At 48.6% G+C, this 13,849-nt stretch carries 11 protein-coding genes and 1 other RNA gene; 7 read left to right on the forward strand and 5 right to left on the reverse strand.

The genetic code is table 11. From position 1 onward, the window contains the following. Nucleotides 1-6 precede the first annotated feature (6 nt). The 4 genes from GHC22_RS02800 to garD all read right to left on the reverse strand — a co-directional run bounded on the left by GHC22_RS02800 (nucleotide 7) and on the right by garD (nucleotide 5,050). The gene (locus GHC22_RS02800) at nucleotides 7-831 is read right to left on the reverse strand and encodes a carbohydrate ABC transporter permease (RefSeq protein ID WP_003024907.1); all 825 of its coding nucleotides are present in this window, start codon (nucleotides 829-831) and stop codon (nucleotides 7-9) included. Nucleotides 832-840: 9 nt separating this feature from the next. Then, nucleotides 841-1,785: a carbohydrate ABC transporter permease gene (locus tag GHC22_RS02805; protein WP_048236826.1), complete on the reverse strand. Its 945-nt coding sequence runs from the start codon at nucleotides 1,783-1,785 to the stop codon at nucleotides 841-843. A 78-nt stretch (nucleotides 1,786-1,863) separates the two neighbouring features. After that, nucleotides 1,864-3,123, reverse strand: coding sequence for a sugar ABC transporter substrate-binding protein (locus GHC22_RS02810; RefSeq protein WP_071445996.1), 1,260 nt, complete (start codon nucleotides 3,121-3,123; stop codon nucleotides 1,864-1,866). A gap of 355 nt (nucleotides 3,124-3,478) precedes the next feature. After that, a complete protein-coding gene (garD, locus tag GHC22_RS02815; RefSeq protein ID WP_057067637.1) occupies nucleotides 3,479-5,050 on the reverse strand; it encodes a galactarate dehydratase in 1,572 nt (523 codons plus the stop codon). Between the two features lie 405 nt (nucleotides 5,051-5,455). On the opposite strand from garD, the gene garP reads away from it, so the two are divergent. From garP to GHC22_RS02850, 7 genes are all read left to right on the forward strand, one after another. Next, nucleotides 5,456-6,790: a galactarate/glucarate/glycerate transporter GarP gene (garP, locus tag GHC22_RS02820; protein WP_008785890.1), complete on the forward strand. Its 1,335-nt coding sequence runs from the start codon at nucleotides 5,456-5,458 to the stop codon at nucleotides 6,788-6,790. Between the two features lie 15 nt (nucleotides 6,791-6,805). Continuing rightward, nucleotides 6,806-7,576: a 2-dehydro-3-deoxyglucarate aldolase gene (gene garL, locus GHC22_RS02825; RefSeq protein ID WP_008785889.1), complete on the forward strand. Its 771-nt coding sequence runs from the start codon at nucleotides 6,806-6,808 to the stop codon at nucleotides 7,574-7,576. 30 nt (nucleotides 7,577-7,606) lie between these two features. Then, nucleotides 7,607-8,497, forward strand: coding sequence for a 2-hydroxy-3-oxopropionate reductase (gene garR / locus GHC22_RS02830; protein WP_003828600.1), 891 nt, complete (start codon nucleotides 7,607-7,609; stop codon nucleotides 8,495-8,497). 65 nt (nucleotides 8,498-8,562) lie between these two features. Next, nucleotides 8,563-9,708 (forward strand): glycerate 2-kinase, encoded by a 1,146-nt coding sequence (gene garK / locus GHC22_RS02835; protein WP_032934186.1) that lies wholly within the window; start codon nucleotides 8,563-8,565, stop codon nucleotides 9,706-9,708. Between the two features lie 32 nt (nucleotides 9,709-9,740). Further along, nucleotides 9,741-10,117: RNase P RNA component class A (rnpB, locus tag GHC22_RS02840), an RNA gene on the forward strand. Nucleotides 10,118-10,406: 289 nt separating this feature from the next. Next, nucleotides 10,407-11,801, forward strand: a complete 1,395-nt coding sequence (locus GHC22_RS02845) for a tyrosine-type recombinase/integrase (RefSeq protein WP_228553224.1) — start codon at nucleotides 10,407-10,409, stop codon at nucleotides 11,799-11,801. A 383-nt stretch (nucleotides 11,802-12,184) separates the two neighbouring features. Beyond that, nucleotides 12,185-12,883, forward strand: coding sequence for an inovirus-type Gp2 protein (locus GHC22_RS02850; RefSeq protein ID WP_153753952.1), 699 nt, complete (start codon nucleotides 12,185-12,187; stop codon nucleotides 12,881-12,883). A gap of 306 nt (nucleotides 12,884-13,189) precedes the next feature. Here GHC22_RS02850 and GHC22_RS02855 read toward each other — a convergent pair whose 3' ends face one another. Continuing rightward, the gene (locus GHC22_RS02855; RefSeq protein ID WP_153752162.1) at nucleotides 13,190-13,768 is read right to left on the reverse strand and encodes a recombinase family protein; all 579 of its coding nucleotides are present in this window, start codon (nucleotides 13,766-13,768) and stop codon (nucleotides 13,190-13,192) included. Nucleotides 13,769-13,849: the final 81 nt, after the last annotated feature.

The following is a 13,849-nucleotide window of genomic DNA, read 5'->3' on the forward strand; positions in this document are numbered from 1 at the left end:
TGCCCCTTATCCTTTAATTCCGGCACCAGCGATGCCGCGAATAAAATAGCGCTGGAAGAAGATATAAAGTAACAACATCGGGATAATCGCCAGCAATGCGCCCGCCATTAACATCGGATATTCCACGCCTGAACGGCCAGAAAGTGAGGCTAATCCTACTGGTAATGTCATTTTATCCATGGAGGTGTTGACGATCAGTGGCCACATTAAATTATTCCAGCTCCACAGTCCGTTAATAATGACGCAGGCAATCAGTCCCGGTTTAATTAATGGCAGCATAATTTTGAAGAAAATAGTCAGATGGTTATACCCATCCATAATGGCTGCCTCTTCCAGTTCTTTAGGTACTGACAGAAAAAACTGACGTAATAAAAAGGCGCTATATATGCTGAATAAACCCGGTAGCACCAGTCCAGGAATTGAGTTCAGCAAACCGATTTTTTCAACGGTTAAAAACTGTGGGATTAAAAAGATCTGACCGGGCACCATCAGAATTGAAATACACAGCATAAACAGGACATCTCGTCCTTTGAAACGCAGTCGGGAGAAACCGTACGCTGCCATTGCCGCAATCAGCGTCTGCAAAATGACGATGACCAGCGTGGAGACGATCGAGTTAAAGTAAAAGCTGCCAAAAGGCATTTCATGCAAGATTTTACCGTAAGCCTGAAACCCTGGGTTGGCGGGTAGCAGTATCGGCGGAAAGGCGATGCTTTCTGCCTGGGTTTTAAAAGAGGTGATGATCATCCAGATAAACGGAACCACCGTTACCAGCGTCGCGAGGATCATCAGGCCGTAAATTAGCCATTTTTCACGTTTTGTCATGAACATCGTGGTGCCTCACTGTGCTTTAAGTCGTTTACCAATCCATATTTGCAGCAGCGTCAGGACCATCGTGATAACGAAAATCACCACGGCGATTGCTGAGGCATACCCTTTTTCATGGTAGATAAAGGCGTATTTATAGAAGAGATAGGCGATGGTCATCGTCTGATCGTCCACCATGGATGAACTGCCAAACAGCAGATAAACCACATCGAAAATTTGCAGCGTTTCGATAAAAGAGATCACCAGTACGAAAAACAGTGTTGGGATCATTAGCGGTAAGGTAATAGACCAGAATCCACGCAATTTGCTGATGCCATCCAGCGACATCGCTTCATAAATTTGTTTGGGGATCCCCTGCAATCCAGCGAGCAGAATGATCATCTTCAGCGCAATAGCCGACCAGATGATAACCAACGAGGCGCTCAGGCGGACGACATCGGGATCGGATAACCAACCGATGGCCGGAAGATCGAAAAAAGCCAGGATCTGATTAATTAAGCCGAAGTTTCGGTTCATCAACCACTGCCAGACCATAGCAATGGCCGCAGGCATAGTGACAGCGGGTAGAAATAACAGCGTGCGAAACAACCACTGACCGCGAATCGCCTGATTCAGGCCAATTGCGAGCAGCAATGACAAAACGGTGATTATCGGTACGCAAATAAAAACATAGGCCAGGGTGTTATATATTGCTGAACGAAACTCATCATCGCTGAATAAATTAATATAGTTATCTAAGCTGATCGTCGTCCAGATCTGAAACTCGCCGAGGTCGGTGAAACTATAAAAAACGTTCTGGAAGAATGGAGTAAAGTAAAAAACAATTAACCCCGCCAGTAACGGCATAATCATTATCCATCCCCAGAAGCGTTCTTCTTTTTCCAGCTTGGTCAGGGATTTTTTGTGCACTTCCCTGGCTGGTAATTGTGGGGATGCAGCTTCATCTGAATAGCTCATACAGACTCCGGGATGCTCACTGTGCAACCAAAATATATTGCGTGGGCGAAAGCGAGAGGGAGCATGGCTCCCTCAGGATTATTTCTGCATTTCTCGTTCAACGCGTTTTGCAACACCAGGCATGACTTTTTCTGGGTCAGTACCCGTCCAGACTTTTTTCAAGCCATCATTCAGAATGCTATTCCACTTGGCGGTATTGGAGCCTGCGGTTGGATATTTATGTGAGAAAGCCAATGAATCGATATAGGCTGAAACATCAATACCCTTAAAGCCTTCAGCCCACTCTTTGGCCACTTTTTGGTTAGCGGGGATCACGACTTTTCCCGTAGCCAGCGTCTGCTGCGCATGCTCAGAACTCATGAACTCAATGAACTTCCACGCCGCATCTTTATGCTGACTTTTTGCTGACATGGCAAATGCCAGGCTATGGGATACACCTGCCTGCTCTGCCATTTTAGGCATTGGTACCACGCCGATGTGATCCTTAATAAGCTCATTTTGAGAGAAGGGTAATGCCCACCATGAGCCCGCGTAGACCATGGCCACTCGGTTGGACTGGAAGACATCTGAGGCTTCCATCTCGCCTGGCGGTTGGATTAGTCCCGCGTTCAGCATGCCTTGAACATCGCGATAGACGGCGATGGCTTTGTCATTGGCAACATCCGTTTTGCCCTCAGGCAGGACAATCTTATCGCCAGCCTGTAATAGCAGGTTAAAATAACTGTCCTGTCCGCTGCTGAATTCCATTGCCAGTGGATAAGACTGTTTATCCAGCCCTTTACGCAACTGCGCTGATTTTTGTTTTAAATCGTCCCATGTCCAGTTTTTATCGGGATAGCTCACGCCAGCCTGATCGAACATTTTTTTGTTGTACCAGACGGCAATTGCATCAATATCCCTTGGGATGGCATATTGCTGCGACTGGTATTGATAGGCATCGACTGAACTTTTAACAAAATCATCCAGTTTCGGCGCTGATTTCTCTTTCAGATAATTGCTCAGTGGTTCCAGCATGCCATTTTTAACATATTGCTGGAAATTAGGCATATTCATCCAGAATACATCCGGTGCTACATTTCCACCAACTGCTGAACTTAGCTTGATAAAATATTGGTCATAAGGTGTTAATTCAATTTCGACTTTGATGCCAGGGTTGTTTTTTTCGAATTCATTAACGAGCTGTTGTTCGCCAGGGAGTTGATTACGGTCCCATAACGTGTAGCGTAATTTAACAGGCTTTGCGTCCGATTGGCCTTCAGCACTCGCGACGACAGGAGTTGCCAGTAAACAGGAAATAAGACAGGCCAATGCGACATTATTTTTATTCAGGGTATACATAACTTCCCTCTTTATTCAGGTCAGAATGCTTATGAGGTAAATTACAGGAGCCTATGAATAATCTGTTTTACATCGGAGAAAGTCAAAGCGGTAAAAAATAGGGGATTATCGCATTAAAACAAGGTCGTCTTTCGGTAGGTTTCTCTTTTATCAAAACGAAAATATAACATAAAACAATGGCGATATTATTTCGTTTAATTTCATGTTGTTAGGTTCATTTTGTGGGTTTGAATCGAAAAAAACAGATGTTTAAAAAAACCTCTTAAAATGCGAACGTTATCACTTTATTTGTTGTTACATAGACATAAAAAACGGGGATAAATCCCCGTTTTTTCGTTGGCTTTCGTTTCTATAATCAGGTCACTGGCGCCGGGTTAAACACCGCTAGCTGGTTATGCAGTCCCCACTGGTCCGAGAAGGTTTTCTTACGCCCGCTGGCGACGTCGAGAATAAATTCGAACAGTTTCAGACCCACATCTTCAATGGTTTCTTCTCCGGTGGCGATGGTGCCCGCGTTAATGTCCATCAGGTCAAACCAACGGTTGGCCAGCTCGGTGCGTGTCGCCATTTTAATCACCGGCACGGCCATCAGGCCATACGGCGTACCGCGACCGGTAGTGAACACCTGCACGGTGATCCCGGAAGCGACCTGCTGTGTACCGCAAACAAAATCACTGGCGGGGGTTGCAGCGTAAATCAGGCCACGTTTGGTTGGACGCTGACCCGGCGACAATACTTCGACAATCGCGCTCTTGCCAGACTTGGCAATCGAACCCAGCGCCTTTTCCACCACGTTTGCCAGACCGCCTTTCTTGTTGCCCGGAGAAGGGTTGGCGCTGCGATCCGTTTTGCCCATATCAAGGTAGTTATCGTACCAGGCCATCTCTTCGAGCAGGCGTTTACCTACTTCTTCGTTAATCGCACGTGGGGTCAGAAGGTGGATGGCATCGCGCACTTCGGTTACTTCAGAGAACATTACGGTCGCGCCGCAGCGTACTAACAGGTCGGAGGCATAACCCACCGCCGGGTTGGCCGTCACGCCGGAGAACGCATCGCTACCGCCGCACTGCATGCCGACCACCAGTTCTGAAGCCGGACAGGTTTCACGTTGGCGCTGATTGAGTTTTGCCAGGTGACGTTCGGCCACCTGCAGAATATCGGTGACCATCGATTGAAAGCCGACGTGCTTTTCATCCTGCAGGCTGACGATACTGGCGCTGTCGACCGGAATACTTTTCACGTCGTGCGTGCCTTCCAGCAGCCGCTCTGGCTGCAGTTTTTCGCAACCGAGGCCGATGACCATCACTTCACCGCCAAAATTCGGGTTAAGCGCAATATTGTGAATGGTGCGAATCGGCACGATGGCGGCTGGAGCATTGATCGCCACGCCGCAGCCGTAGAGATGATTGAGCCCCACCACACCGTCGACGTTCGGGTATTTAGGCAGCAGATCGCGCTCAATGATTTTCACCACATAATCCACCACGCCCGCTACGCAGTGCACGCTGGTGGAGATACCGAGTAGATTTTTGGTACCAACGCTACCGTCAGCATTGCGGTAACCTTCAAAGGTATAACCCTCAAGAGGCGGCAGCGGCTCTGGCACTTTAGTTGCCAGCGGCAGCGTCTCCAGCGGCGGGGCTTTGGGCAGCTCAACCATTGATTCATCAATCCAGCTGCCGCGTGGGATATCGCGAACGGCATAGCCTATCACTTCGCCATAACGCACGATTTCGCCATGAACAGGAATATCCAATAGCGCCACTTTATGACCCTGGGGAATATGTTCAATGAGTTCCAGTCCGTCCGGAAAACGCGTTCCGGCTTTCAGACCATTGTCATTGACAATTATCGCCACATTATCTGTTTCGTGAACTTTAATATAAAACGCCGTTGGCGATTCTTGTCTGATTTCGATGTCGGCCATTGTCCAGTATTCTCCAACAAGGTGGTGATAATAGTGTGGATATTTATATTTTGAATCTAATTGTAAGTAATAAAGATTCGGTATCGTGAAATAAGAATGTCAGGAGTTTAACGTGAAGAATGTGACGATGATCACTTAAACTCAGCAAGGCCGCGTTACCAGTGGTAGCAATACGTAAATGTGTGCATTAGCGCCCATGCTTGTGTGCATATGCCCAAAACATTAATTTAATAACGTGTATTTAATGAGCGCTTGCACAATGATTAACGTTGTGCTGATGATTATACTAAATCACGGTTTCATAACGTCTGATAAATTATTATCTATTTTTATTATCGGTAATTTATCACGAGAAATACCCACAAAATAATAATAAAAACCTTTTATGTGCCCGAGGTAAATAGAATGATATTGGATACAGTTGTCGAGAAAAAGAAAGGTACGCACACCCGTTATTTAATATTGCTGATAATATTTATTGTTACAGCCGTTAACTATGCGGACCGTGCGACGCTGTCTATTGCCGGAACTGAAGTGGCGAAAGAGTTACATCTCAGCGCCATCTCAATGGGTTACATTTTCTCCGCCTTCGGCTGGGCTTACCTGTTGATGCAAATCCCCGGAGGCTGGCTGCTGGATAAATTCGGCTCGAAGAAAGTCTACACCTACAGTTTGTTCTTCTGGTCACTGTTTACCTTCCTGCAGGGCTTTGTGGACATGTTCCCGCTGGCCTGGGCGGGTATTTCAATGTTCATCATGCGCTTTATGCTGGGCTTCTCGGAAGCGCCATCCTTCCCGGCTAATGCCCGTATCGTGGCAGCCTGGTTCCCAACGAAAGAGCGCGGCACGGCATCCGCGATTTTTAACTCCGCACAGTATTTCTCCCTGGCGCTGTTTTCCCCGCTGCTCGGCTGGCTGACCTTCGCCTGGGGCTGGGAGCACGTCTTTACCGTGATGGGCGTGATTGGTTTTGTGCTTACCGGACTGTGGGTAAAGTTTATTCATAACCCAACCGATCACCCGCGCATGTCGCAAGAAGAGTTGAAGTTTATCTCTGAAAACGGCGCGGTCGTGGATATGGACCATAAAAAACCGGGCGATGTGAAGTCAGGTGGTCCTAAACTGCATTATATCAAGCAGTTGCTGACAAATCGTATGATGCTTGGTGTGTTCTTTGGCCAGTATTTTATCAACACAATTACCTGGTTTTTTCTCACCTGGTTCCCGATTTACCTGGTTCAGGAAAAAGGTATGTCGATTCTGAAAGTGGGCCTGGTGGCTTCGATTCCGGCACTGTGCGGGTTTTTCGGTGGCGTGCTCGGCGGCGTGTTCTCTGATTATCTGATTAAACGTGGTTTCAGCATTACCCTGGCGCGTAAGCTGCCGATAGTGCTCGGCATGTTGCTCGCATCGACCATTATTCTGTGTAACTACACCGATAATACCGCTCTTGTGGTGGCGCTGATGGCGCTGGCGTTCTTCGGTAAAGGTTTCGGCGCGCTGGGTTGGCCGGTGATTTCCGATACCGCGCCGAAAGAGATTGTCGGTCTGTGCGGTGGGGTATTTAACGTATTTGGCAACGTGGCTTCCATCGTCACCCCGCTGGTGATTGGGTATCTGGTGAGCGAGCTGCACTCATTTAATGCTGCGCTGATGTTTGTAGGGTGCTCGGCGCTGATGGCAATGGTTTGCTACCTGTTTATTGTCGGTGACATTAAACGTATGGAATTGCAGAAATAAACAAAGGTATAGGCGATGAATAACACGATTTTCCCGAATAAGTTTAAAGCGGCCCTCGCGGCGCAACAAATTCAGATTGGCTGCTGGTCTGCATTGGCCAGCCCAATCAGTACCGAAGTTTTAGGCCTGGCAGGTTTTGACTGGCTGGTACTGGATGGCGAACATGCGCCGAATGATATCTCGACGTTTATTCCGCAATTAATGGCGCTGAAAGGCAGCGACAGCGCGGCGGTAGTGCGTGTACCAACCAACGAGCCGGTAATTATCAAGCGTCTGCTGGATATCGGGTTTTACAACTTCCTGATCCCGTTCGTTGAGACGGAAGAAGAAGCGGTTAACGCTGTGGCGTCGACCCGCTATCCGCCGGAAGGTATTCGCGGCGTGTCCGTATCCCATCGCGCCAATATGTTTGGCACCGTACCGGACTACTTTGCGCAGTCGAATAAGAACATCACCATCATCGTGCAGATCGAAAGTCAGCAGGGCGTTGATAACGTTGATGCAATCGCGGCGACAGAAGGCGTTGACGGTGTCTTCGTCGGACCAAGCGATCTGGCTGCGGCGCTAGGTCACCTCGGCAATGCGTCACATCCTGATGTGCAGAAAGCTATCCAGCACATTTTTGCCCGCGCGAAAGCACACGGCAAACCAAGCGGCATTCTGGCCCCGGTAGAGGCGGATGCGCGTCGTTATCTGGAGTGGGGCGCGACGTTTGTTGCCGTTGGCAGCGACCTTGGCGTGTTCCGTTCAGCCACGCAGAAACTGGCTGATTCTTTTAAGAAATAACCACCATCGACAGTAGAGAGAGATAAAGACATGACAATGAAAGTTGGTTTTATTGGCCTCGGTATTATGGGTAAACCAATGAGTAAAAACCTCCTCAAGGCAGGTTACTCGCTGGTGGTTGCTGACCGTAACCCGGAATCCATTGCGGAAGTAATTGCCGCAGGTGCTGAAACTGCCGCCACGGCGAAAGATATCGCTGAGCAGTGTGATGTGATCATCACCATGCTGCCGAACTCTCCGCATGTTAAGGAAGTGGCACTGGGTGAAGGCGGCATTATTGAAGGGGCGAAACCGGGCACAGTGCTTATCGACATGAGCTCCATTGCACCGTTGGCCAGCCGTGAAATTAGCGACGCGCTGAAAGCGAAAGGCGTGGATATGTTGGATGCGCCGGTCAGCGGCGGCGAGCCAAAAGCGATTGACGGCACGTTGTCGGTGATGGTCGGCGGCGATAAAGCGATTTTCGACAAGTACTACGATCTGCTGAAAGCGATGGCAGGCTCCGTGGTGCATACCGGTGAAATTGGTGCGGGTAACGTTACCAAGCTGGCGAATCAGGTGATTGTGGCGCTGAACATTGCCGCGATGTCTGAAGCGCTGACGCTGGCGACCAAAGCGGGTGTGAATCCGGATCTGGTGTATCAGGCGATCCGTGGCGGGCTGGCAGGCAGCACCGTGCTGGATGCGAAAGCGCCGATGGTGATGGATCGCAACTTTAAACCAGGTTTCCGTATTGACCTGCATATCAAAGACCTGGCGAACGCGCTGGATACCTCTCATGGCGTTGGCGCTCAGTTGCCGCTGACTGCAGCAGTCATGGAGATGATGCAGGCGCTACGCGCAGATGGATTGGGTACTGCCGATCACAGTGCGCTCGCATGCTACTACGAAAAACTGGCGAAAGTGGAAGTCACTCGCTAACAAGAAGGGCGCGGATGTGCGCCCTGTATTTCTTGCCTTGCGCGGCACAGTCAGGCTACATAACTATGAAAATCGTAATTGCCCCAGACTCTTATAAAGAAAGCCTTTCTGCCACCGAGGTAGCTCAGGCAATAGAAAAAGGATTTCGGGAAATTTTCCCCGATGCGCAATATGTTTCTGTTCCGGTTGCCGATGGCGGCGAAGGAACGGTTGAAGCCATGATTGCCGCGACGCAAGGGAGTGAACATTCAGCGCAAGTAACGGGGCCGCTGGGCGAAAAAGTGAATGCCTGCTGGGGCATGTCTGGAGATGGTAAAACTGCGTTTATCGAAATGGCGGCAGCCAGCGGTCTGGCGTTGGTGCCTCCTGAAAAGCGCAACCCTTTAGTCACTACGTCACGCGGTACCGGAGAGCTGATTTTGCAGGCGCTGGATAGCGGTGCGCAGAGCATCATTATTGGCATCGGCGGCAGTGCCACCAACGACGGTGGCGCGGGTATGGTGCAGGCGCTGGGGGCAAAACTTTGCGACGCCAACGGGACAGAAATTGGCTATGGTGGTGGAAGCCTGATGAGTCTGAACTCCATCGATATCTCGGGTCTGGATCCGCGCTTAAAAACCTGTTCCATTCGCGTGGCCTGTGATGTGACTAATCCACTCATCGGCGATTCTGGCGCTTCGCGCATTTTTGGCCCGCAGAAAGGGGCGACGGAAGAACGCATTCTCGAACTGGACCGTAATCTGTCTCATTATGCCGACATTATTAAAAAGTCTCTGCGGGTCGATGTGAAAGATGTGCCAGGCTCCGGTGCGGCAGGTGGAATGGGCGCGGCATTAATGGCTTTTTTAGGCGCCGAGCTGCGCAGCGGTATCGAGATTGTGACCCAGGCGCTCAATCTGGAAGAGCATATTCACGACTGTACGCTGGTGGTGACCGGCGAAGGGCGGATCGACAGCCAGAGCATTCACGGCAAAGTGCCGGTAGGCGTGGCGAATGTCGCGAAGAAGTACCACAAGCCGGTTATTGGTATTGGCGGCAGCCTGACGCGCGATGTGGAGGTAGTGCATCAATATGGTATCGATGCGGTATTTAGCGTATTGACCAGCATCAGCACGCTGGAAGAGGCCTTCCGTGGGGCATTTGATAATATTTATCGCGCCTCAAGAAACATCGCTGCCACGTTAGCGATAGGAATGCGCAGTGCGGGGTGACATTGCCCCGCAAACCCTCTATACTGCGCGCCGAAGCTGACCAGACAGTCGCCGCTTCGTCGTCGTCCTCTTCGGGGGAGACGGGCGGAGGGGAGGAAAGTCCGGGCTCCATAGGGCAGGGTGCCAGGTAACGCCTGGGGGGGAAACCCACGACCAGTGCAACAGAGAGCAAACCGCCGATGGCCCACGCAAGTGGGATCAGGTAAGGGTGAAAGGGTGCGGTAAGAGCGCACCGCGCGGCTGGTAACAGTCCGTGGCACGGTAAACTCCACCCGGAGCAAGGCCAAATAGGGGTTCACAAGGTACGGCCCGTACTGAACCCGGGTAGGCTGCTTGAGCCAGTGAGCGATTGCTGGCCTAGATGAATGACTGTCCACGACAGAACCCGGCTTATCGGTCAGCTTCAACTCATTCAAAAACAATACGTTGGTGTGTCTCAGGCCTTAATAGGTGAAAATGTGACACAGACTGTGATACAGACGAGGCACACCAACGGCTGTTCCATCCCGAATATCCTAAAGCGTGGTAACCGTTACAGCCTTCATTTTAGACTGCCTACAGGCGGTTTCTTTCGTGTGTCGCTGGGCTGCGATTCAGCCAGTAGAGCAAGATTTATATCTTCCCGTCTCTCGATGTTCATTTCTTTTGTAAAATCGTCCAAGATGGAGCCAGCCCAACTATTGGATATAGTGCAGAAAATGAAGAAGTTAGAACAAGACGATATTGATCGTTATTTGCTTGAAATTCAGGCAAATTTTTACGCCGCAGCAAAAAAAATTCCCGTAACTGTACGTAACACCCTGCGAGAATCCGGTTCATTGGCTCGTGAAAAACGTAATGCGCGTGATTTTGGATTACTACTTGATGGAACCTTTAAACAAGATGTTGAACCGCTGTCGACAGATTCAGTCATAGAGCAACTTGGTAGCCAGTTTGATCTTACGGGCATGGCGGATGAAGTCGATTATTTGGCCTCAGAGTACGACCTTCTCTTGAGACATTACTGCGATGCACATATAGCCTTTATGGATCAACGATATTCTGATTATCGCCAGATCGTTAACTCTATGCGACCTGACAATTATAACGTTTCCATCTCAGAGGATAAGCCTGAAAAACCATTGCGCTCTAAACTGACCCTATCTGAGGCATGGAAAGGTTTTGTAAAATTTAGGTCGGGCTGGACCCCTAAAATTCGGCAGGGGAATGAAAAATACTATGAAGTGATAGAGGCAGTTTTGGGAGCTGATACTCAAGTTTCTGACATTACTCGACGTGATATTAAAAACCTGCTTGAGGTAGTTGAAGGTTTACCTCGTCAGAATAAGAGGCCTTATAACCGAATGACTATTGAGCAATGTTTGGACTTGGATGAAGTTCCAGAAGCAGACCTGGTTTCACCCAAAACGGTCAAAGATTATCTGAAGTTGTGTCAGGGACTGTTTTCAACCTACCTGACTAAAGAAGAGGATATTCTTGAATCATCACCAACACTTAATGTTCCGTACCAAGCTAAAAGCCTCAGCTATGGTTATTACACCGGAGCAGAAATGCGAAAATTGGTATGTCACTTCGCGACTTTGGATGGTTGGAAAAAATGGGTTTTTTTGCTACTGGCGTATACTGGCGCTCGGCGCTCTGAAATCGCAAAACTGAATGTTTCTGATGTGCGGTTGGACGAAGACAGTCAGAGACATTACATAATGATTGGGGATAGTAAAACTGAGGCAGGGATTCGGCAGGTTCCTATCTCACAACGTTTGATCAATATGGGTTTTTTGGATTATTTGGATAGCAAAAAGGCAGATACTCATTTGTTCCCCGAAATCACTAATACAAGTCAGGTAACGCGGCTTTTTCATGCGATACGTGAACAATTGGGTATTGATTATCTTGATGATTATAAAAATAGACGTATTGTGCATAGCTTACGTCACACTTTCGTAACTGAAATTCAGGCAAAGCACACCCTCACACTTGTTCAGCAAACGATAGGTCACGAACATTCAAACCAAGGACAAACCAAGGTTTACACGGGCAAGATGAAAGTTTCGGATTTGCTTCCAGTCGTTGATAGTGTTGACTGGTTTTAGTGATAGTCATTCTAATTCAATGGGTTTGCTGAGCCGTAGCTAAGCGTTTATCGACAGGGAAGCACAATGTCGGAGTATCGCAAAAACGGAAAAATTGCAGAAGCAAACCTGAAAAATACCGCAGATTTAAATATTCTTTGCACTGCTATTTGTTTTGAGTTATTGTTATTTTGGTTTTCTATATCCCATGTAAACTTTCTTCGAAAAAATTTCATCCATCTTTTTTGCCGTCTGGCTTTGCTTGATGGGGTTTGCACTACCTGTACCCGCTTCGTTTTACGGTGGTCAGATGGTAATAACTTATACGTGTGTGCGTGTACGCGAGGGTTGTTTATATAACTAACTTATGGGGTATTGTGTCAGAAGAAGGATGTGCTCAGTCGATGCTCATACATGCTACGCCTTACACAACCAAAGTTCATACACACGGGCGTTACAGGGTCATCACAGGTGATGTTTTCATTCGTCATGGTTATGCCTACCCGATCAACACCACCGGCCAATCCGGTGTTCGCCTTGATATCCTTACCTCAGTAGCAGAACAGCTTGATGCAATACTATCCATCTACAGCCGGGTTTACTTCTCTCGCTTCGATTTACGCTTACCTGAGAATACCCCAATAGACACAGGCAACAGGTGGGTAAGCGACCTGTTTAAAAAACTACGTGAACGTCTGAAGTCTAAATTAAACCGACCTGTGGGGTTGGCAGAACCGATCCTCAACTTTGCTTATGGCTGGGTACGGGAGCAAGAGAAAGCAAAACAGGTGCATTACCATTGCTGGATTGCCCTCCCGCATCGACAGGTCAGACGCCTTGGGACACCCACAAGTGGCATTGCCGGAAGCATTGTTGAAATCTGGATGGGTCTAACGGGCGGTAAAGCAGCGCTGGTGGAGCTGCCAAAGGCAACGGAAAGATATCCGAATTATTACATTATCGAAAGAAATAAGCCGAAAACGCTCGAGGGGCCTTTTCTGTGGGTATCGTATCTGGCGAAAGAGCGTGGGAAGTATCAGACCGGAAATGGGGATCGGGTACACTCAACATCAAAATTGAGCAATAAAAACCATAATTGCTAAATCCTTCGCGTAACGCTCTCTACGGCCTTCAAATCAGGAGGCAGTACCTTCGCATTACCCACGCCACAAAAAGCGCTCACGATAGCGCTCATTGCGTTTAACAATGCCTTCTCTCATGTATCACGGCTTAACTTTTAAATATAGCACCACATCTCTGTCTTTTCCACGTAGATTTAAGCTGGTGTGCGGCTCCGCTGGATTTACTGTCGCCGGAATATTTCGGATTAATTGACCCGAAAATAGCCATAATTAAGCCTCACGCGCTGGCAGGGCAGCATCTGAATCTGAGTGAAGACAGGTTAAATCTTACTCCTCTTTGATGTTCCAGTTTCGTTTGATAGTCGGGAGACTTAAATTCAATGCTAACGCCGCTTTGGACTGGCTCAGCCCCTTAGCTCTGGCTTCCTGTACACGCTGAAGGGTATCTGACGCAACCGGACGGCCTAACTTCTTCCCTTCCTTCCTGGCTCTTACTAAACCCTCTTTTGTGCGTTCAATGATGCGGGATTTTTCGAACTCTGCAAACGCAGAAAACATTTGCAGCATCAACTTCCCTTCCGCGCTGGAAAGGTTACGCACAGGCAGATCCAGTGAAACAACATCAATCCCTTTATCCACCAGCATCGTAATGGTTTGCTGCACGTCGATGTTGTCCCTTCCCAGGCGGTCCAGTTTCAATACTACAAGCTGATCCCCAGCCTCCAGTTTATGAGTCACCATATCAGCAAAGCCTTTGCGCTGCATTGCCTGTACTCCCCCTGACACGGTTTCTGATATCACCCTGCTATCATTCACTGCATAGCCAGCCTGACGAATCGCCATAATCTGGTTTTCTGTTGACTGTTCGCTGGTGGACACACGGCAATATGCAAATGTACGGCTCATAATCGCTCCCCTGATTGGTATCAAAAACGGTATCATAATTAACTAATGGTGTCATAATGTCAATATGCTAATTTAATGACA

It is taken from the genome of Citrobacter sp. H12-3-2 (assembly GCF_009649895.1).
Taxonomy (GTDB): Bacteria; Pseudomonadota; Gammaproteobacteria; order Enterobacterales; family Enterobacteriaceae; genus Citrobacter; species Citrobacter portucalensis.